The sequence below is a fragment of the Pectinatus haikarae genome, from assembly GCF_050916305.1.
In the GTDB taxonomy this organism is placed as follows: domain Bacteria; phylum Bacillota; class Negativicutes; order Selenomonadales; family Selenomonadaceae; genus Pectinatus; species Pectinatus haikarae.
Genome location: NZ_CP116940.1, coordinates 1178048 through 1197254 on the forward strand (window position 1 = coordinate 1178048; position 19207 = coordinate 1197254).

General features: G+C 41.8%; 27 protein-coding genes and 1 riboswitch. Of the genes, 21 read left to right on the top strand and 6 right to left on the bottom strand.

Annotated elements, in window-relative coordinates; all coding sequences use genetic code 11:
• Positions 1-7 precede the first annotated feature (7 nt).
• From NXG61_RS05675 to NXG61_RS05700, 6 genes are all read right to left on the bottom strand, one after another.
• Entirely contained in the window at positions 8-847 is an 840-nt protein-coding gene (locus NXG61_RS05675) for a PHP domain-containing protein (RefSeq protein ID WP_307224858.1), read from the bottom strand.
• Positions 848-980: 133 nt separating this feature from the next.
• Complete coding sequence (thiC, locus tag NXG61_RS05680) at positions 981-2303, bottom strand: phosphomethylpyrimidine synthase ThiC (protein ID WP_307224859.1); 1323 nt, start codon at positions 2301-2303, stop codon at positions 981-983.
• Between the two features lie 88 nt (positions 2304-2391).
• Positions 2392-2490, bottom strand: a riboswitch (TPP riboswitch).
• Positions 2491-2594: 104 nt separating this feature from the next.
• The gene (gene rpsR, locus NXG61_RS05685) at positions 2595-2828 is read right to left on the bottom strand and encodes a 30S ribosomal protein S18 (RefSeq protein WP_196605084.1); all 234 of its coding nucleotides are present in this window, start codon (positions 2826-2828) and stop codon (positions 2595-2597) included.
• 17 nt (positions 2829-2845) lie between these two features.
• Positions 2846-3271, bottom strand: coding sequence for a single-stranded DNA-binding protein (locus NXG61_RS05690; protein WP_196605083.1), 426 nt, complete (start codon positions 3269-3271; stop codon positions 2846-2848).
• Between the two features lie 22 nt (positions 3272-3293).
• Positions 3294-3581, bottom strand: a complete 288-nt coding sequence (rpsF, locus tag NXG61_RS05695; RefSeq protein ID WP_196605082.1) for a 30S ribosomal protein S6 — start codon at positions 3579-3581, stop codon at positions 3294-3296.
• 143 nt (positions 3582-3724) lie between these two features.
• Positions 3725-5089: an MFS transporter gene (locus NXG61_RS05700; RefSeq protein WP_307224864.1), complete on the bottom strand. Its 1365-nt coding sequence runs from the start codon at positions 5087-5089 to the stop codon at positions 3725-3727.
• A 378-nt stretch (positions 5090-5467) separates the two neighbouring features.
• Between NXG61_RS05700 and cysK the strand changes: the two genes are divergently transcribed.
• The 21 genes from cysK (at position 5468) to rpmC (ending at position 19189) form a co-directional block, all read left to right on the top strand.
• The gene (cysK, locus tag NXG61_RS05705) at positions 5468-6400 is read left to right on the top strand and encodes a cysteine synthase A (RefSeq protein WP_196605080.1); all 933 of its coding nucleotides are present in this window, start codon (positions 5468-5470) and stop codon (positions 6398-6400) included.
• A gap of 191 nt (positions 6401-6591) precedes the next feature.
• Positions 6592-6777, top strand: a complete 186-nt coding sequence (locus tag NXG61_RS05710) for a YjfB family protein (RefSeq protein ID WP_196605079.1) — start codon at positions 6592-6594, stop codon at positions 6775-6777.
• A gap of 110 nt (positions 6778-6887) precedes the next feature.
• Positions 6888-7172, top strand: a complete 285-nt coding sequence (locus NXG61_RS05715) for a zinc-ribbon domain containing protein (protein ID WP_196605078.1) — start codon at positions 6888-6890, stop codon at positions 7170-7172.
• A gap of 136 nt (positions 7173-7308) precedes the next feature.
• Entirely contained in the window at positions 7309-8109 is an 801-nt protein-coding gene (locus NXG61_RS05720; RefSeq protein ID WP_196605077.1) for a basic amino acid ABC transporter substrate-binding protein, read from the top strand.
• Positions 8110-8146: 37 nt separating this feature from the next.
• Positions 8147-8815 (top strand): amino acid ABC transporter permease, encoded by a 669-nt coding sequence (locus NXG61_RS05725; RefSeq protein WP_196605076.1) that lies wholly within the window; start codon positions 8147-8149, stop codon positions 8813-8815.
• Positions 8802-9518 (top strand): amino acid ABC transporter ATP-binding protein, encoded by a 717-nt coding sequence (locus tag NXG61_RS05730; protein ID WP_196605075.1) that lies wholly within the window; start codon positions 8802-8804, stop codon positions 9516-9518. Before NXG61_RS05725 ends, NXG61_RS05730 begins: the two co-directional genes overlap by 14 nt.
• A gap of 246 nt (positions 9519-9764) precedes the next feature.
• Complete coding sequence (locus NXG61_RS05735) at positions 9765-10010, top strand: L7Ae/L30e/S12e/Gadd45 family ribosomal protein (protein ID WP_196605074.1); 246 nt, start codon at positions 9765-9767, stop codon at positions 10008-10010.
• Between the two features lie 50 nt (positions 10011-10060).
• Entirely contained in the window at positions 10061-10438 is a 378-nt protein-coding gene (rpsL, locus tag NXG61_RS05740; RefSeq protein WP_132548344.1) for a 30S ribosomal protein S12, read from the top strand.
• Between the two features lie 34 nt (positions 10439-10472).
• Complete coding sequence (gene rpsG, locus NXG61_RS05745) at positions 10473-10943, top strand: 30S ribosomal protein S7 (protein ID WP_196605073.1); 471 nt, start codon at positions 10473-10475, stop codon at positions 10941-10943.
• A gap of 24 nt (positions 10944-10967) precedes the next feature.
• Positions 10968-13046 carry an elongation factor G gene (gene fusA, locus NXG61_RS05750; protein WP_196605072.1) on the top strand — a complete coding sequence of 693 codons (2079 nt, stop codon included), beginning with the start codon at positions 10968-10970 and terminating at the stop codon, positions 13044-13046.
• 17 nt (positions 13047-13063) lie between these two features.
• A complete protein-coding gene (gene tuf / locus NXG61_RS05755; RefSeq protein WP_196605071.1) occupies positions 13064-14251 on the top strand; it encodes an elongation factor Tu in 1188 nt (395 codons plus the stop codon).
• A gap of 166 nt (positions 14252-14417) precedes the next feature.
• Entirely contained in the window at positions 14418-14729 is a 312-nt protein-coding gene (rpsJ, locus tag NXG61_RS05760; protein WP_132548336.1) for a 30S ribosomal protein S10, read from the top strand.
• Between the two features lie 15 nt (positions 14730-14744).
• Complete coding sequence (gene rplC, locus NXG61_RS05765) at positions 14745-15389, top strand: 50S ribosomal protein L3 (RefSeq protein WP_196605070.1); 645 nt, start codon at positions 14745-14747, stop codon at positions 15387-15389.
• A gap of 24 nt (positions 15390-15413) precedes the next feature.
• Positions 15414-16037, top strand: coding sequence for a 50S ribosomal protein L4 (rplD, locus tag NXG61_RS05770; protein ID WP_196605069.1), 624 nt, complete (start codon positions 15414-15416; stop codon positions 16035-16037).
• On the top strand, positions 16037-16318 hold the full coding sequence (gene rplW / locus NXG61_RS05775) for a 50S ribosomal protein L23 (protein ID WP_196605068.1): 282 nt from the start codon (positions 16037-16039) through the stop codon (positions 16316-16318). Before rplD ends, rplW begins: the two co-directional genes overlap by 1 nt.
• A 24-nt stretch (positions 16319-16342) precedes the next feature.
• Positions 16343-17182: a 50S ribosomal protein L2 gene (gene rplB, locus NXG61_RS05780; RefSeq protein WP_196605067.1), complete on the top strand. Its 840-nt coding sequence runs from the start codon at positions 16343-16345 to the stop codon at positions 17180-17182.
• 54 nt (positions 17183-17236) lie between these two features.
• The gene (gene rpsS, locus NXG61_RS05785) at positions 17237-17518 is read left to right on the top strand and encodes a 30S ribosomal protein S19 (protein ID WP_196605066.1); all 282 of its coding nucleotides are present in this window, start codon (positions 17237-17239) and stop codon (positions 17516-17518) included.
• A 21-nt stretch (positions 17519-17539) separates the two neighbouring features.
• Positions 17540-17872, top strand: coding sequence for a 50S ribosomal protein L22 (gene rplV, locus NXG61_RS05790; RefSeq protein WP_196605065.1), 333 nt, complete (start codon positions 17540-17542; stop codon positions 17870-17872).
• A gap of 15 nt (positions 17873-17887) precedes the next feature.
• The gene (rpsC, locus tag NXG61_RS05795; protein ID WP_196605064.1) at positions 17888-18559 is read left to right on the top strand and encodes a 30S ribosomal protein S3; all 672 of its coding nucleotides are present in this window, start codon (positions 17888-17890) and stop codon (positions 18557-18559) included.
• The gene (rplP, locus tag NXG61_RS05800; RefSeq protein WP_196605063.1) at positions 18559-18999 is read left to right on the top strand and encodes a 50S ribosomal protein L16; all 441 of its coding nucleotides are present in this window, start codon (positions 18559-18561) and stop codon (positions 18997-18999) included. The genes rpsC and rplP overlap by 1 nt, the downstream gene beginning before the upstream one ends.
• The gene (rpmC, locus tag NXG61_RS05805; RefSeq protein WP_196605062.1) at positions 18989-19189 is read left to right on the top strand and encodes a 50S ribosomal protein L29; all 201 of its coding nucleotides are present in this window, start codon (positions 18989-18991) and stop codon (positions 19187-19189) included. The genes rplP and rpmC overlap by 11 nt, the downstream gene beginning before the upstream one ends.
• Positions 19190-19207: the final 18 nt, after the last annotated feature.

The following is a 19207-nucleotide window of genomic DNA, read 5'->3' on the forward strand; positions in this document are numbered from 1 at the left end:
ACTAGTTCTAAGATTTAAATTTTTGCAGATTCTCTATCAGTTTTTCGTCGTGAAAGTTTAAGTTATTATTTATACCTGTTCCAAGTTTAATGGATGGTTTTATTTTTTCACCATGAAAGTCGCTGCCTCCAGTAATAAGAAGGTCATATTTGTGGGCGAAAGCCAGATATTTTTCTATGTCGTTTTTTGAATGTTCGCTATGATAACATTCTATGCCGGCAAGTCCTGTATTTTTTAAATGGACAATCAATGCTTCGATTTCTTTATTTGATTTTTTCTGTAATGCAGGATGTGCAAGGACCGGAATGCCAGACATGGTTTCTATCATTTTTATTGCCTCTTCGGCAGTTGGGCGGGGACGTTTTATTTTGCGGAATTCCTCGGTATCAAGATATCGTTCGAAGGCTTCACTGACCGTAGAAATATAACCTTGTTCGATCATTGCCCGGGCAAAATGCGGTCTTGCAAATATACCGCCGGGAGCATATTTTTCAATGTCTGCCCAAGTCAGATAAATATTTTTATCCGCCAAATAATCAAATATCATTTTGGCTCTTTTTCTGCGCATTTGTTTGTTGGCAGCACAAATATCCTGCGTAGCAGAGCTCTTATAATTGATATTATAGCCTAATATGTGAACATTTTTTCCTTGGGCGTTTATTTCAATCCCGGGGATGAAACGTATGCAGGACTCCTTAGCTGACAATTCTCCCTGCCAGAGGCTGTCTACAGTATCATGATCCGTTATGGCAAGAACAGTAATGCCGGTTTTTTTCGCTAGTTTTATGAGCTGAACAGGAGAGTATTGTCCGTCCGATGCTGCGGTATGACAGTGCAAATCCATCATAATATTAAAACCTCACAATAAAAGATAATAATATTGTAACGAAAAATAATGATCTAGACAAGTGAAAACAGGAGTTTGCAAATCAAGCTGCAAACTCCTGCTGTGATACTGTTGTGTAATAAGCAAAGGTGGGTCAGCTGCAATCACCGTCCTCGTCACAGAAAATAACTTTTTCACCGCTGAGAATTTTATTTGTTGTGCGCACTGCACACATTTTGCCGCACATGGAACAGGTATGTTTTTGTGCGGGCGGTACGCTTTCATAATAGCGTTTGGCTTTTTCAGGATCTATGGCTTCTTTGAACATGGCATCCCAATCTAGTTTTTGACGGGCATCCGCCATGCGATTGTCCTGATCTCTGGCACCGGGAAGTTTATTGGCGATGTCGGCAGCGTGCGCAGCAATTTTAGCGGCTATAATGCCGTCACGAACATCAGTCAGATCCGGCAGGCGCAGATGTTCGGCCGGAGTGACATAGCATAAAAAATTTGCACCGTTTGAAGCGGCGATGGCACCGCCGATTGCAGAGGTTATATGATCATAGCCGGGGGCTATATCAGTGACTAATGGGCCCAGTACATAGAAAGGTGCATTATGGCAAAGTCTTTTCTGAAGCTTCATATTGGCGGCGATTTCATCTATGGCCATATGTCCGGGGCCTTCGACCAGCACTTGAACACCGGCTTTCCAAGCACGGTCGGTGAGATAACCAATCTCTATAAGTTCACCGATCTGCCCCGCATCGGTGGAATCGTCAAGACAGCCGGGACGCAATGAATCTCCTATAGAAATAACGGCGTCATGCTCATGGAGTATTTCTAAAACATCATTATAATGTTCAAAAAATGGATTTTCGTTGCCTGTCATTTCCATCCAGGCGAACAGAAGCGAACCGCCGCGGGAAACGATATTCATGCGGCGTCCTGATCTCTTGAAGCCTTCTATTGCGCGGCGATTGATACCGGCGTGGATAGTCATGAAGTCAACGCCTTCTTTTGCATGTGCTTCCACCACGCGGAGAAAGTCGTCAGCGGTCATTTTCAGCAGATCCTTCTCCAGATAGCCTATGGCATCATACATGGGAACTGTTCCTATCATAGCAGGTGAATATTCGATAAGTTTTTCGCGAAATTCATGTGTCTTTCCGTAATTGGAGAGATCCATGATAGATTCGGTCCCCATTTTGACGGCCATTTTTACTTTATTCATTTCTAAATCATAATTTTTAGCATCACCTGATATACCCAGATTTACGTTGATTTTTGTTTTTAATCCATCACCGATGCCTTCAGCTGAAAGTGACTGATGGTGGATATTAGCGGGAATAGTAATAACTCCGTTGGCAAGACGCTCTCTGATCCATTCTGCCGAACGGTTTTCTTTTTCTGCAGCCAGTTTGACCTGATCCGTTAAGATACCCTGTTTTGCTGCTTCTATCTGTGTTTTGTAATGCATGTAGTCCTCTTTTCTGCCTTTTGCGGCTTCATATTACAGATAATTTATCCAAATAAAAAAGTCTGCCTTCATAAGAGAAAGCAGACGGTAGATGACAATGTCAGCTTCCCTACGATGGTATTAACCAACAGGTTCAAAGGGTTGGGCAAAATTGCCCTCTCAGCATAAAGCACCCCTGCTGCGTTCAGTCTAGCAAAATAAACAATTAGTGTCAAGGTTCTATCAGTAACTGCTGAATAGATTTTGCAGAATAAATAAAAAGTCGGCGCAAAACTTGCACCGACTTTTTATTTATTCTGCTGTGAAAGGCAATAAAGCAATATTACGGGCACGTTTGATCGCTAAAGTTACCTGACGTTGATGATGTGCACAGTTACCAGAGATACGGCGCGGTAAAATCTTGCCGCGTTCGGTAATGAAACGACGTAATTTAGCAACGTCTTTATAATCAATTGCTTCTACTTTATCTGCGCAGAAACTGCAAACTTTTCTCTTTGGTCTTCTACCTCTATCACGTTTAACCAATGGTATATACCTCCTAATTAAAATGGAATCTCTTCGTCAGGGGGCAGTTCCGAACCGAATGAGGAAGCCGGACTAGATGCGGCAGGCTGCTGGCTTGGTGCTCCGGAATAGTCATTGTCGGAATGAGCCGGGCGTGTACCCATAAATTCTATATCGTTAGCCACTATTTCAGTCACATAACGCTTGGAACCGTCCTGAGCGTCATAATTACGTACCTGCAAATAGCCGTCCACTAGAATTTGGCTGCCTTTAACCAGATTATTACCGCATATTTCCGCTAATTTCTGCCATGCGATGATGGAGAAAAAATCAGCTGTATTCTGCTGATCACGGGAAAATCTTTTGTTTACAGCCAGACGGAACGAAGCTACAGCTTTCCCTGTCTGAGTATAACGAACCTCAGGATCAGTAGCAAGTCGTCCTGCCAGGATGACTTTATTCATATGCGTTTCCCCCCTAAACGAATCATTTTTCGTCTAATCTAACAATCATGTGCTTTAAGATTTCATCAGTAATTTTCATTACACGATCAATTTCATCAGCACAAGCAGATTCAGCACTGATATGAAGCAGACAATAAAAACCGTCCATACTGCCTTTTATTTCATAGGCAAGACGTTTTTTGCCCCAGCGATCTTCTTTATCGATGGTGCCACCGTTGTCAGTGATAAGTTTAGAAAACTTTTCAATTACGGTATTGGTCTGTTCTTCTTCCATTGGTCTTACAATGAATATGACTTCGTACTTTCTCACGAAATCACCTCCCTCTCTGGACTATCGGCCCCAAAACAGGGGCAGGGGATTCAAAAATAAATTTTGAAACCAGTCTAATAAATTATTAACTTTATAAGTATAGCATGGTTGATAAGCTATTACAACAATCAGATCGAGAAAACTTATACTGAGTTATGTTTTTTTGATCCTCTGGCTAATGAACAAAAAATCCCTGCTGTGCAGGTGAGAGATAAGACTATAAAAATTTTCTGCATACCTTCAAGCAAGGCTGGAAGATACGCTGCGGCGACAATATCGTTGGTGTACACAGTCAGCAGCAATGATACGACAGACATACTGGCCGCCTGGCCAAACATTCGCATGGCAGCTAAAATTGATGAAGCTACACCGTACAGACTGGGGGAAACTGCACCCATGATAGCATTGTTGTTTGGCGAAGAAAAAAGGGCAAAACCTATTCCTATTACAAGTAAGATCAGACCGATATGATAAAATGAAGTTTCATATGTCAAAAACGAAAGTGAAAAAAGGCCGGCAGCGGTCAATGTCATACCGCAGGAAGCAACCAGACGCGGTTCGAATTTATCAGACAGAGCACCGGCAAATGGTGATAATACAGACATCATTATTGGCTGTAAAAGCAGCAGCATGCCTGCGCTGAATGGATTGAGCCCGCGAATAACCTGCAGGTACAGAGACAGAACAAAGGAAATGCCGAATGTTGCGCTGTAGTGGATGAACGCAGCAATATTTGACATGGTGAAGATAGTGTTTTTAAACAAAGAGAGATTAAAAAGTGGAAAAGGTGTATATTTTTGTCTGACTATGAGAATTATTCCTAAGATAAAACCTGAAAGACACAGCCATTTCATGGACGGGTGTCCTGAATAGTTGGAAATTCCGTATAGTATTAAGGAAGAAAATAAAAAATAAAGTACAGAACTGATGATGTCCAGCTTTTCACACTGATTGCCGTACCACTCCTGGCGGACAGTTTGCATTATGCAAATGCTGGCCAAGATGCCAAATGAAGTGAAGATAAATACGGTACGCCAACCCCAAAACTCAGTAAGGGCGCCACCGAGTACCGGCCCCAGAGAAAGTCCGAGATATACGCAGGCCGCAGAATAACCTATTACCTGCCCGCGCTTTTGTGCCGGGTGGCTGGCTATCAGCATAGCCATGCCTGTAGAGAAATTCATGGACATACATACACCTTGAATAAACCGCAGTATGAGCAATATTTTAAGACTGGGAGAAAAAATACACAAAAATGTACTGACCGCTACACCAAAACAACCATATTGGTATATTTTGCGGCGGCCTTTTATATCGGCAATTTTGCCGAAAGGAAGTAAAAAAGAAACAGCGCCTAATAAAAACAAAGTTAAAACCCCTGTAAGCTCTGCAGCGTTCAAGCCGTATTCCTGAGCCATGGAGGGAATGGCAACATTTACAGAGCTGGCCATAAAAGGACCGAAAAAAGAGGTTAACAATACAGAGATAAAAACTTTCTTTTCATCCATTACATTATCCGTCCTATCCCATGTGATCTTTCAAACTATAGAAAATATATTACACTCATTATAATATGGTTTTATTCATAACCCAACAAAATATTTTTAAATAAATTGAAAAATCTGAGACAGCCAACAAGAAATATTTGACTTTATAAATTGAGCGTGCTAAAATTGAAAACATAAACATAAGAAGCGTCAGTTATTGATCAATTTTAGCGGACAGCAAGCTGATTAGAAAACTAAAAGCTTGGAGGGGTGTGAGCGTATCCTTCCAGGCTTTTTTTAGATTATTTAGCTTTACTTGAAGACTATTGGCATATGCGGGCGCTGGGAAAATAAATCATTATTATATGCACTATAACAATATAAATGGAGGTTATTAAAATGGCTAAAGTATATGACAGTATCACACAACTTATAGGGGGAACGCCCCTTTTAAGGGCAAACAATTACATAAAGAGTCACGGCTTAAAGGCTGATATACTCACTAAATTAGAGTATTTTAACCCGGCCGGCAGCACAAAGGATCGTATTGCAAAATCAATGATTGAAGATGCCGAAGAACATGGCATATTGAAGAAGGATTCTGTTATTATTGAACCTACCAGCGGAAATACAGGAATAGGATTGGCTGCTATTGCTGCCGCACACGGTTATAAAATAATAATAACAATGCCGGAAACGATGAGCGTGGAGCGTCGCAATTTGTTGAAAGCTTATGGTGCAGAAATCGTACTGACTGATGGCAAGGCTGGCATGAAGGGCGCTATCGCAAAAGCTGAAGAATTAGCAAAAAAAACTCCCAATGCGTTCATCCCGTCTCAGTTCACTAATCCCGCTAACCCAAAAGCTCATTACCAGACTACTGGTCCGGAAATTTGGGATGATACAGAAGGCAAGGTGGATATTTTTATTGCCGGAGTTGGTACGGGCGGCACTCTTTCGGGCACGGGCAAGTATTTGAAGGAAAAAAATCCTTCAGTAAAAGTTTATGCGGTTGAACCGCAGACATCGCCCGTACTGAGTGAAGGAAAAGCCGGCCCGCATAAAATCCAGGGAATAGGCGCTGGATTTGTGCCTGATACCCTTGATACAGATATTTATGACGGTATTATAACTGTTTCCAATGAAGATGCATTTAAATACGGCCGTGAATTTTCTCAGTCAGAGGGGGTTTTGGTAGGAATTTCTTCGGGGGCTGCTTTTGCCGCTGCTGTAGAACTGGCTGCAAAACCTGAAAATGCAGGCAAAACGATAGTTGCTGTTCTTCCTGATACGGGCGAAAGATATTTGTCTACAGCCTTATTCAGCGAATGATAAATAGATATAGCTGCAGATGATAAAAACCCGCAGGGCACTTTTAAAGTGCCCTGCGGGTTTTTTAGGAAAAAATAATTTCTATTATTGCGAATTTACTGTCATAAAATGAAATTTTATTGCAAATTACCTGACCTTCCTTTATAATAAAGACAGATTTGCGATATCTATGCCGAAAGGATATGTTCATTATGGATGCTATTATGAGTATTGCTGCAATGTCAGTTGGCATAAGTCAGGAACGGACACAGGACAGTGTGGGAGTGGCAGTTCTTGGCAAGGTTTTTGATGATATGAATTCATCTGCTGAAATGATTACTGAAATGTCTGCCGGCTCGGATCCAAACCTTGGTGTTAATGTGGACCTTAGTGTTTGATTATACGGCTTTGCCGTAAATTTATATAAGCTTATTTTGTTCTATTTTGCACAGCTAGACATTACGGCGATGGAGAACGAACGGGCTTGAAATGTAAGGAGATTTTACAGATGGATTATCAAGACAAGACTTTGGTATGCAAAGACTGCGGCAAAGAATTTACTTTTACCGCAGGGGAACAGGAATTTTATGCGGAAAAAGGCTTTGCAAACGAACCGGGGCGTTGCCATGATTGCCGCGACTCAAAAAAACACAGCCGCGACGGACAGTCGGCGCCGCGTAAAATGTATGAAGTGGTTTGTGCGAAATGCGGCAAGGAGACACAAGTTCCGTTTGAGCCAAAATCTGATCGCCCGGTATACTGCCGTGATTGCTTTAATACTTTTCGTAAATAAGACTGTGTGGCAATAATGAACGGTTACGTGTATGGATAGTCGGCAAAGGAGCATGGGAATGAGCCGTGCTCCTTTTTACGTAGTGAAGCAATAACGCCGCAAGTAAGACTGTAAATTAAAGTATGGGGGATTCAATATGAAAAAAATATTATTCTTATGCATGACGGCTTTGATGAGCGTGGCAATGCTCACCGCTGGCTGTGGTGATAATGCAGCAGACAGGGACTCTTCTTCTAGCTCCAGCACTGCGAAAACATTAAAAATAGGTTCCAGTGCTGATTTTGCTCCTTTTGAATTTCAAGGCGCAGACAGCAATGAATATCAGGGATTCGATATGGATCTCATAAGAGCCATAGGCAAAGAAATGGGCACTGATGTAGAAATAAACAATATCGCTTTTGATGGACTGATACCAGCGCTTCAAAGCGGCAACATAGATATTGCCATTTCAGGGATGTCGATAACTGATGAACGCAAACAGCAAGTGGGATTCTCTGATCCTTATTATGATTCAGGGTTGACGATAGCAGTAAAGGCCGATAATAATGATATCAATTCTTTTGCGGATCTTAAAGGAAAGAAGATTGCTGTACAGATAGGTACTACTGGGGCTGAAGAAGCAAAAAAAATTCCTGACGCACAGGTGAAGGAAATGAACAGTTCAGCGGATACCTTTCTTGAGCTGAAAGCTGGTAATGTCGATGCAGTGGTTAATGACAAGCCTGTCAATGATTATTATATGGTGAAAAACAGCGATAATACGGTAAAACGTGTTGGCGAAAAACTTACTTCTGAAAGCTATGGAATAGCAGTTAAAAAAGATAATACTAAACTTGTGGGAGAGCTCAATGCTGCTCTTAAAAAGCTCAAAGAAAACGGCGAATATAATAAAATTTATAAAAAATGGTTCGGTACTGAACCGACAGATAACAAATAATCGGCAGTGCTGAAAAAATGTATAGGATGTTGACCAGATGAGTTTTAATTTGGATTTAGTTATTAAATCGTTCCCGCTTTTATTGGCTGGCGCGCTGATTACTATAAAGATAACGCTGATCAGTGTGACAATAGGCATTTTTATAGGGTTGTTTGTTGGTATAGCACGCATTGTGAACATAAGGGCTGTAAAATTGTTCGCGGCCGTTTATGTTGATTTTATCCGCGGAACACCTCTGCTAGTACAGATCTTTATAATTTATTTTGCTATGCCTATTGTCCTTGGTATAAAAATCGACCCGCTGATAGCGGCAATCACTGCCTGCAGCATAAACAGCGGTGCTTATGTAGCAGAAATATTTCGCGCAGGGATACAGGCAGTTGATGAAGGACAAATGGAAGCGGGCAGATCGCTTGGATTGACCTGGCCGCAAACTATGCGTTATATCATCATACCGCAGGCTTTCAAAAGTGTTATTCCACCGCTGGGCAATGAGTTTATTGCTTTGCTGAAGGATTCGTCGCTTGTTTCTGTCATAGGCTTTGAAGAACTTACCCGCCGCGGGCAGCTTATAATAGCCAGAACATATGGTTCTTTGGAGATATGGCTTAGCGTAGCCTTTCTGTACCTTATAATGACAGTTACTATATCTCGCTTGGTAGCTTATCTGGAGCGGAGGTTTGATACAAAATATGATAGACGTTAAGAATCTGCGCAAATCATTTGGATCTGCCGAGGTTTTAAAAGGAATAGATCTCAGTATAGAGAAAAGTCAAGTGGTAGTGATAATAGGACCGTCAGGCTCAGGAAAGAGCACTCTGCTGCGGTGCATGAACTATTTGGAAGTACCTACTCAAGGGCAGATATTGATTAATGGAACGGATCTGCAAAAGGCTGACATCAATAAAGTTAGATCTGAAATTGGCATGGTTTTTCAGCGGTTTAATTTATTTCCACATATGACGGTTTTGCAAAATATTCTGCTTGCCCCTATGAAGGTGAGGAATATTGACAGAAAAACTGCAGAGCAGGATGCGCTGGTACTTCTGGAGAGAGTAGGACTGGAAAATAAAGCCGATGCTTATCCGACACAGCTGTCTGGCGGGCAGCAGCAACGTGTTGCAATAGCCAGAGCGCTGGCTATGCGTCCTAAGGTTATGCTGTTTGACGAACCTACATCAGCGCTCGATCCGGAAATGGTCGGAGAAGTTTTGGATGTTATGCGGAATTTGGCAAAAGAAGGGATGACGATGGTTATCGTCACTCATGAGATGGGATTTGCCAGAGAAGTAGGCACAAGGCTGCTGTTTGTTGATGACGGTAAAATAATAGAACAGGGCGAGCCCCGGGTTGTCTTTGAAACACCGAAGGAAGAGAGAACAAGGCTGTTTCTTTCGAAAGTGCTATAAAAAAACTGCCGCAGATATACAGTGTCCCTATAAGCTAGATTTTCGATCTGAACTTATGGGAAACTCAATATATTTGCGGCAGTTTTTTATCTGAAAAGCAATTTTTTTGTTGTTCGAAAAATATAAATGACACACCAGGAGGCGTGTAGTAAAAAATACTTATAAACAAAGTGTTGACATAGGTTTTTGAGCATGGTAATATATATGAGTGTCTAAGACTGCGGTAATGTTACAGGAGTGATATTAATGCTGGAAGAACTGAAAAATGCAAAACGAGTTATTGGAATAAAACAAGTAACAAAGGCTGTCAATAACGGTTTGGCACAGTATGTTTTTTTAGCTATTGACGCAGATGACAGAATCCTTAAACCACTTAGGACTTTATGTGAAACAAAAAGAATTGAAGTGGTGACGGGAGCTACGATGGCAGAACTTGGCAAGGCCTGCTCAATTGAAGTCGGCGCTGCAGCAGCAGCTATAATAAACAAGTAATTGCCGATATGCCCATTAAGGGTTTTATCTTTTAGGAAGGAGGTGCATGTATGCCTACAATTAATCAGCTGATCAGAAAAAGCAGACAGAGCATGCAGGAAAAATCTACGGCTCCGGCACTTAAAAACTGCCCGCAGAAACGTGGCGTTTGCACCAGGGTTTATACTACTACCCCGAAAAAGCCTAACTCCGCATTGCGTAAAGTTGCCCGTGTCCGTTTAACCAATAGTATTGAAGTTACGGCTTATATCCCTGGAATTGGGCACAATCTTCAGGAACATAGTGTTGTTTTGATACGCGGCGGCCGTGTAAAAGATTTACCGGGTGTTCGTTATCACATTATACGTGGTTCACTTGATACCGCAGGGGTTCAAGATCGCGCACAGGGAAGAAGCAAATATGGCGCGAAGCGCGGTAAGAAAAAATAATTTTTAAAATGTTTAATGATAAGGAGGGACATAGATGCCGAGAAAAGGTCCTGTACCTAAGCGTGATGTGTTGCCGGATCCAGTTTATAAATCCAAAAAGGTGACAAAATTCATCAATAAGATAATGCTTTCAGGAAAGAAAAGTGTCGCAGAACAAGTAGTATATGACGCATTTGATCGCATTAAAGATAAAACGGGAAAAGATCCGTTAGAAGTTTTTGAAACAGCATTGAATAATGTAATGCCGGTTCTTGAAGTTCGTGCACGCCGTGTCGGCGGTGCTAACTATCAGGTACCTATTGAAGTTCGCCCAGATCGTCGTATGACGCTTGGAATTCGCTGGCTGGTAAATTATGCTCGTTTGCGTGGCGAAACGACAATGAATGAAAGATTGTCGGGAGAACTCATGGATGCAGCTAACAATACTGGTGCTGCTATCAAGAAAAAAGAAGATACTCATAAAATGGCGGAAGCTAATAAAGCATTCGCTCATTATCGTTGGTAATTTATAGAACAAGGAGCGATGTAAGTGGCCAGAGAGTTTTCACTTGAAAAAACTCGCAACATCGGTATTATTGCCCATATTGATGCCGGAAAAACCACTACGACCGAGCGTATACTTTTTTACACCGGTATTGTTCATAAGATTGGGGAAGTTCATGATGGCGCAGCTACCATGGACTGGATGGCTCAGGAACAGGAAAGAGGCATAACAATTACCTCAGCTGCTACTACCTGCCATTGGAAGGATCATCGTATCAACATTATAGATACACCCGGTCACGTGGACTTTACAGTGGAAGTTGAACGTTCATTAAAGGTGCTTGATGGTGCAGTAACAGTTCTTTCAGGAAAGAGCGGTGTTGAACCGCAGTCTGAAACTGTTTGGCGCCAGGCAGAACGCTACAATGTACCTCGTATGGTTTATGTCAATAAAATGGATATCGTTGGTGCTGATTTTTACAATGTTATTCAGATGATGGTTGATCGTCTGCATGCCAATCCTGTTCCTATCCAGATTCCTATCGGAGCAGAAGAGGACTTTCGCGGTATGGTCGATCTTATAAAGATGGAAGCCATTCTTTATGAAGATAAAGAAGGCAGACTGGAAACATTCGGTCCTATACCTGATGAAGTTAAGGAAAAGGCTGAAGAGTACCGTCAGAAAATGCTTGATGTTATAGCTGAAACTGATGATGAGCTGATGATGAAGTATCTTGAAGGTGAAGACCTTACCGAAGATGAAATCAAAAGAGCAATCAGAAAGGCTACCGTTGAATGTAAAATCTGTCCGGTAGTTTGCGGTTCTTCTTACAAAAATAAAGGCATTCAACCAATGCTTGATGCTGTTATCGCTTTCATGCCTGCACCTATGGATATCCCAGCTATAAAGGGAACAGATCCTGATACTGGAGAAGAAGGCGTACGTGAAGCAAGTGATGATGAACCCTTCTCAGCACTTGCATTCAAAATCATGGCTGATCCGTTTGTCGGTAAACTCGCATTTTTCCGTGTGTACTCTGGTACGCTGTCTGCGGGATCCTATGTGTATAATTCGACAAAAGATAAAAAAGAACGTATTGGACGTATTTTACAGATGCATGCGAATCATCGCAAGGAACTTGATGTCGTATACAGTGGAGATATTGCTGCTGCAGTTGGCCTTAAAGACACGACAACGGGCGATACACTCTGCGATGAAAAGAAGCCGATTGTTCTTGAATCTATGGAATTCCCGGATCCTGTTATTTCAGTCGCTGTAGAACCTAAAACAAAGGCTGATCAGGAAAAGATGGGTATAGCTCTTCAAAAATTGGCTGAAGAAGATCCTACTTTCCGTGTGGCAACTGATCAGGAAACAGGACAAACGATTATTTCCGGAATGGGTGAACTTCATTTGGAAATAATTGTAGACCGTATGCTTCGTGAATTTAAAGTAGAATGTACTGTCGGTAAGCCACAGGTTGCTTATCGCGAAACTATAAAGAAAAACGTCAAAGCTGAAGGCAAGTTTATCCGTCAGTCAGGTGGTAAAGGTCAATATGGTCATTGCTGGCTTGAACTTATACCTCAGGAACCGGGTGCTGGATTCTCTTTTGAAAGCAAAATTGTGGGAGGATCTATTCCTAAAGAATATATCAACCCAATTGAAAATGGCGTGAAAGAAGCTATGGGAAACGGTGTAGTAGCCGGTTATCCTATGGTTGATATCAAAGCCGTTGTGTATGACGGTTCTTATCATGAAGTCGATTCATCGGAAATGGCATTTAAGATTGCCGGCTCCATGGCATTCAAGAGCGGTGCCCAAAAGGCTGATCCAGTGCTTTTAGAACCATATGTAAAAGTCGAAGTTACCGTCCCTGAAGATTATATGGGTGACGTAATCGGCGATTTGAATTCTCGCCGCGGACGTATTGAAGGGATGGAACCTCGTAATGGCGTACAAGTCATTAACGGTATGGTGCCTCTTTCTGAAATGTTTGGTTATGCTACGGATTTGCGCTCAAGAACACAGGGTCGTGGGAACTATTCAATGGAAGTATCTCATTATGAAGAAGTTCCTAGAAATATATCAGATACAGTTGTTTCAAAAAACAAAGGTGAATAAGGGAGGAATTACTCACAATGGCTAAACAAAAGTTTGAAAGAACTAAACCACATGTTAATATTGGTACTATCGGTCATGTTGACCATGGTAAAACAACTCTTACAGCTGCTATCACAAAGGTTCTCTCTACAAAAGGGCTTGCTCAATTTGAAGATTACAGCATGATTGACAAAGCTCCGGAAGAACGTGAACGCGGTATTACAATTAATACTGCACATGTTGAATATGAAACTGAAAAAAGACATTATGCACATGTTGACTGCCCGGGCCATGCTGATTATGTAAAAAACATGATCACTGGTGCAGCACAGATGGATGGTGCTATTTTAGTTGTAAGCGCGGCTGACGGCCCTATGCCTCAGACTCGTGAACATATCCTGCTTGCTCGTCAGGTTGGTGTTCCTGCAATGGTCGTATTTCTTAATAAATCAGATCAGGTTGATGATCCTGAGCTTTTGGAACTCGTTGAAATGGAAGTTCGTGAACTCCTTTCTTCATACGATTTTCCTGGCGATGACATTCCTGTTATTACCGGTTCTGCATTGAAAGCACTCGAAGGCGATCCCGAAGCAGAAAAAAAGATTTTCGAACTCATGGATGCTGTAGATGATTATATCCCTACACCTGTTCGTGATACCGATAAACCTTTCCTGATGCCTGTCGAAGATGTATTCACCATTACAGGCCGTGGCACAGTTGCTACTGGTCGTGTTGAACGTGGTGAAATCAAACTTAATGATGTAATTGAAATTATTGGTCTTTCTGATGAAAGAAAATCGACAACTGTAACCGGTATAGAAATGTTCCGCAAGAGCATGGACAATGCTGTTGCCGGTGATAACATCGGTGCGCTTCTGCGCGGTGTTGATCGTACTGAGATCGAACGTGGTCAGGTTCTTGCTAAACCTGGTTCAATTCATCCGCATACTAAATTCAAAGCTCAGGTATATGTATTGACTAAAGATGAAGGCGGCAGGCATACTCCGTTCTTCTCAAACTACCGTCCTCAGTTTTACTTCCGTACAACTGATGTTACCGGTGTTGTCAAATTACCTGAAGGAACAGAAATGGTAATGCCTGGCGATAATATCGAAATGGATATTGAACTTATAACCCCGATCGCTATCGAAAAAGGTTTGCGTTTTGCTATTCGTGAAGGCGGCCATACAGTTGGTGCCGGCCGTGTAATTGAAATTGATAAGTAATTTTAGAAAATATAAAATTTATATAAGGGCGGCGAAACGCCGCCCTTATATAAGGCTTTTTTTTGTCCAATGCGATGATGTGTTAGATTGCTCGTTTTGTTGGACGAGGTAACTAACACAGAGAAATGTCTGGATCAGAGAATCCGGGCGATAAGGAGGAATTATTTTGTCTAAACAACAGAAAATACGTATTCGTTTGAAGGCTTATGATCACAAAGCACTTGATCAGAGTGCTGTTAAAATAGTTGAAACAGCTAAAAGAACCGGTGCTATGGTTTCCGGTCCGATTCCCTTGCCTACCGAAAAAAATATCTATACAATTTTGAGATCTCCACATGTAAATAAAGATTCTCGTGAACAGTTTGAAATGAGAACACATAAACGTCTTATTGATATTTTAGAACCTACATCTAAGACAGTTGATGCTTTAATGCGTTTGGATTTACCGGCTGGCGTGGATATCGAAATTAAATTGTAATAGGAGGTGGCAAAATTGGCAAAAGCAATTTTAGGTAAAAAACTCGGCATGACTCAGATTTTTACCGAAGAAGGCGGAGTAATACCCGTTACAGTGGTTGAATCCGGTAAAAACGTCGTGCTTCAAAATAGAACAGTAGAAAATGACGGTTACAATGCAGTGCAAATCGGTTTTGGTGAAATAAAAGAAAAAAAAGTAACTAAACCTATGCGCGGTCATTTTTCAAAAGCTGGAACGGTTCCAGTGAAAGTTATTCGTGAGATACGACTGGCTGATGCGTCGGAATATAATGTCGGTGATGCAATCGGTGTTGATATATTTGCTGAAGGCGATCTGGTGGATGTTATTGGTACATCTAAGGGTAAAGGTTTTGCCGGCGGCATCAAGCGTCATAACTTTGCTTGTGGTCCGATGAAACATGGGTCTAAATCTCATCGTGAACCGGGTTCGACAGGCGCTATGATCAGTGGTCATGGCGGAAGAGTTTTGAAAGGCAAGAAATTGCCGGGACGCATGGGGGCAGATCAAGTTACCATTCAACGTTTAAGTGTTGTGCGTGTTGATAAGGATCGTAATCTTTTACTCGTAAAGGGTGCTATCCCTGGCGCAACAAACAGCTTTGTAATGATAAAAGAAACTGTTAAACCAAATAAAAAATAATCGGAAGGAGGATAAAGAGGTAATATGCCTACAGTAGAAGTATTTAATATGACCGGACAAAAGGTCGGTGACGTTCAGCTTGCTGAAAATGTATTCGGTGTTGAAATAAATGAAGGACTGGTACATCAAGCTGTTGTTATGCAGCTTGCATCACAGCGTTTGGGAACACACGCTACTAAAACAAGAGGTTTTGTACGCGGCGGCGGTCGCAAGCCTTGGCGTCAAAAAGGTACGGGACGTGCAAGAAGCGGCAGTACACGCTCTCCTATTTGGGTCGGCGGTGGTACTATTTTTGGACCGCATCCCCGTTCCTATGCATTTTCTATGCCGCGTAAACAGCGCCGTTTAGCAATTAAATGCGCACTTACAGATAAAGTTAACAGCAACGATTTCGTCGTGCTGGAAAATCTTGACTTTGCCGTACCTAAAACAAAAGATGTTGTAAAATTGCTCAATGATTTCAGCGTAGATAATAAGGCACTTTTCATAACTGCTGATTTTGCTGAAAATGTGGAAAAATCTTCCCGTAATATCCCGGGTGTAAAGGCAATAAATTCTAATGGATTGAATGTTTATGATATCTTGAATCATAATAAGCTTTTCATAACGAAAGATGCTGTTACCCGTATTGAGGAGGTATTGGCATAATGGAAGCAAGAGATATTCTTATTAAACCGCTTGTGACTGAAAGATCCACAGATTTAATGGCTCAGGGAAAATATGTGTTTAAAGTTGACAAGAGAGCTAATAAAATTGAAATCGGTAAAGCGGTAGAAGAAATTTTCAAAGTAAAAGTAGCGGATGTAAATACTATAAATGTTACCGGCAAAATGAAACGCATGGGCCGTAATATCGGCAAGCGTTCCGATTATAAAAAAGCTATCGTTAAGCTCGCTGCCGGAGAAACTATTGAATTCTTCGAAGCGTAACTTGAGGAAAAGGAGGTAAATGAAGTGGCAATAAAAAAATTCAAACCATATTCCCCGGGACGAAGATTTATGACAGTATCTTCTTTTGAGGAAATAACAACAGATAAACCTGAAAAATCTTTGGTAGAAGAATTAAAAAAGACAGGCGGTCGTAACATGCATGGCCGGTTGACTGTAAGACATCAGGGCGGCGGACACAAACGTCTTTATCGTATAATTGATTTCAAACGCAATAAGGACACAGTTCCGGCTCGGGTGGCAACTATTGAATATGATCCTAACCGCAGTGCACGCATTGCGTTGCTCAATTATGCTGATGGTGAAAAACGGTATATTCTGGCACCAAATGGATTAAAGGTCGGCGATACAGTTGTATCTGGTCCTGATGCAGATATTAAACCCGGGAATGCACTTCCTATAGTTAATATTCCTGTCGGTTTAATGATCCATAACATTGAATTAAAAATTGGTAAAGGCGGACAGCTTGTTCGTTCAGCAGGAACCGCAGCTCAACTTATGGCAAAAGAAGGCAGTTATGCACTTTTGCGCATGCCTTCGGGTGAAATCCGCAAGGTACACGTTAATTGCCGTGCGACTATTGGTCAGATAGGCAATCTTGAACATGAAAATATCTCCATCGGTAAGGCAGGTCGTTCACGCTGGCTTGGTATTCGTCCGGCTAACCGTGGTGTAGCTATGAACCCGAATGATCATCCACATGGCGGCGGGGAAGGCAGAAGTCCTGTCGGACGCAAGCATCCTGTTACCAAGTGGGGTAAATGCGCAATGGGCGCTAAGACACGCCGTAAAAAACCGTCAGATAAATTTATTGTTAAACGTCGCGTAAGTAAGCGCGAAAAATAATAAATTGCAGCAGTAAATATATTGCTGCGCAGCTGGCTGAAAGGAGGATGTATCTTGTCAAGATCGATTAAAAAAGGACCTTATGTCCATCAGAGCGTTGTGAAAAAAATTGATGCGATGAATGCAGCCAACGAAAAAAAAGTTATAAAGACATGGTCAAGAAGCTCGACCATTCTGCCTGCATTTGTGGGTCATACAATTGCTGTACATGACGGCCGCAAACATGTGCCTGTATATATAACTGAAGATATGGTCGGACATAAGCTGGGCGAATTTGCACCTACACGTACTTTCAAAGGTCATTCCGGCGAAGAACGCAAAACCGCTTTAAAATAATTGCCGAAAGGAGGAACTTTGGTGGAAGCTAAGGCAACAGCAAAATATATTCGCATTGCTCCGCGCAAGGCTCGCGTAGTTATAGATCTGATTCGCGGCAAAAACGTGACGGAAGCTTTTGCAGTTTTGAAATTTACGCCTAAGGCAGGCGCTGATGTAGTAAATAAAGTATTGAAATCAGCTGTGGCAAATGCTGAAAATAATTTTGATATGAACGTCGATGCTCTTTATGTAGCTGAGGCATATGTTGATCAGGGACCTACTCTCAAACGCATTCATCCGCGCTCTCGTGGGCAGGCATTCAAAATTTTGAAGCGTACGTCGCATGTTACGGTTGTAGTAAAAGAAAAATAAAAGGAGGCAATAGATTTGGGTCAGAAAGTTAATCCGCATGGGATGCGCATTGGCATCGTTAAGACATGGGATGCCAAATGGTATGCCGACAAAGACTACGCAGCAAATTTATATGAAGATATAAAGATTCGCGAATATCTCAAAAACAGTCTCAAACAAAGCGGCGTGTCAAAAATTGAAACTGAACGTTCTAAAAATCGCCTTAAGCTCACAATTCATACTGCAAAACCCGGTATGGTAATTGGTCGCGGCGGTTCTGGAATCGAACAGATCAAAAACAGTTTGAAAAAGTTAACCACAAAGCATGTAGATATAAATATTGCTGAAATTAAGCAGCCGGATATGGATGCGACACTTGTGGCAGAAAATATTGCATCACAGCTTGAACGCCGTATTGCATTCCGTCGTGCTATGAAACAGTCCGTGGGTCGTACCATTCGTATGGGGGCAAAGGGCATAAAAGTTACTGTAGGCGGACGTCTCGGCGGCGCTGAAATAGCTAGAAGTGAATCTCATCGTGAAGGCAGTATTCCACTTCATACATTAAGAGCTGATATTGATTATGGGACAGCTGAAGCACATACGACATACGGTCGTATCGGCGTAAAAGTATGGATATTTAAAGGCGAAATCCTTCCAGAAAAAAAGCAGCCTGTTCAGGTCGCAGCTGAAGGGAGCGAAGCTTAATGTTAATACCTAAGAGAACAAAATTCCGTAAACAATTCCGCGGTAACATGAGAGGAAAAGCTCATCGCGGCAATAAAGTATCACATGGTGAATATGGTCTTCAGGCACTTGAATCCGCATGGATTACCAACCGCCAGATTGAAGCAGCCCGTATTGCTATGACACGTTATATTAAACGTGGCGGACAAGTCTGGATCAAGATTTTTCCTGATAAACCGGTAACTGCAAAACCTGCCGAAACTCGTATGGGTAGTGGTAAGGGATCGCCAGAATACTGGGTAGCAGTGGTAAAACCTGGCCGCATCATGTTTGAAATGGGCGGGGTAACTGAAGAAACTGCAAAAGAAGCTATGCGTCTTGCAGGACATAAGTTACCTATTAAGACAAAGTTTATAAAACGTGAAGAACAGCAAGAGGGCGGTGAAGTAAATGAAGGTTAAAGATATACGTGATATGAGTGACGGTGAACTTAACCAAAAACTTGCTTCGCTTAAAGAAGAGCTTTTTAATTTAAGATTCCAGCTTGCCACAGGTCAGCTTGAAAATCCTATGCGTATTAAAGATATCAAAAAAAACATTGCCCGTATTAAAACAATTCAGCGTGAGCAGGAATTAAAGGCTAATGCTTGATGATGAACGATATGCATA

Excerpts from the sequence above, each read along its gene's own strand:
- NXG61_RS05675 (WP_307224858.1), bottom strand. The coding sequence starts at position 847 with ATGATGGATTTGCACTGTCATACCGCAGCATCGGACGGACAATACTCT.
- thiC (WP_307224859.1), bottom strand. The coding sequence starts at position 2,303 with ATGCATTACAAAACACAGATAGAAGCAGCAAAACAGGGTATCTTAACG.
- NXG61_RS05690 (WP_196605083.1), bottom strand. The coding sequence starts at position 3,271 with ATGAATAAAGTCATCCTGGCAGGACGACTTGCTACTGATCCTGAGGTT.
- NXG61_RS05700 (WP_307224864.1), bottom strand. The coding sequence starts at position 5,089 with ATGGATGAAAAGAAAGTTTTTATCTCTGTATTGTTAACCTCTTTTTTC.
- cysK (WP_196605080.1), top strand. The coding sequence starts at position 5,468 with ATGGCTAAAGTATATGACAGTATCACACAACTTATAGGGGGAACGCCC.
- NXG61_RS05710 (WP_196605079.1), top strand. The coding sequence starts at position 6,592 with ATGGATGCTATTATGAGTATTGCTGCAATGTCAGTTGGCATAAGTCAG.
- NXG61_RS05715 (WP_196605078.1), top strand. The coding sequence starts at position 6,888 with ATGGATTATCAAGACAAGACTTTGGTATGCAAAGACTGCGGCAAAGAA.
- NXG61_RS05720 (WP_196605077.1), top strand. The coding sequence starts at position 7,309 with ATGAAAAAAATATTATTCTTATGCATGACGGCTTTGATGAGCGTGGCA.
- NXG61_RS05725 (WP_196605076.1), top strand. The coding sequence starts at position 8,147 with ATGAGTTTTAATTTGGATTTAGTTATTAAATCGTTCCCGCTTTTATTG.
- NXG61_RS05730 (WP_196605075.1), top strand. The coding sequence starts at position 8,802 with ATGATAGACGTTAAGAATCTGCGCAAATCATTTGGATCTGCCGAGGTT.
- NXG61_RS05735 (WP_196605074.1), top strand. The coding sequence starts at position 9,765 with ATGCTGGAAGAACTGAAAAATGCAAAACGAGTTATTGGAATAAAACAA.
- rpsL (WP_132548344.1), top strand. The coding sequence starts at position 10,061 with ATGCCTACAATTAATCAGCTGATCAGAAAAAGCAGACAGAGCATGCAG.
- rpsG (WP_196605073.1), top strand. The coding sequence starts at position 10,473 with ATGCCGAGAAAAGGTCCTGTACCTAAGCGTGATGTGTTGCCGGATCCA.
- tuf (WP_196605071.1), top strand. The coding sequence starts at position 13,064 with ATGGCTAAACAAAAGTTTGAAAGAACTAAACCACATGTTAATATTGGT.
- rplD (WP_196605069.1), top strand. The coding sequence starts at position 15,414 with ATGCCTACAGTAGAAGTATTTAATATGACCGGACAAAAGGTCGGTGAC.
- rplW (WP_196605068.1), top strand. The coding sequence starts at position 16,037 with ATGGAAGCAAGAGATATTCTTATTAAACCGCTTGTGACTGAAAGATCC.
- rplP (WP_196605063.1), top strand. The coding sequence starts at position 18,559 with ATGTTAATACCTAAGAGAACAAAATTCCGTAAACAATTCCGCGGTAAC.
- rpmC (WP_196605062.1), top strand. The coding sequence starts at position 18,989 with ATGAAGGTTAAAGATATACGTGATATGAGTGACGGTGAACTTAACCAA.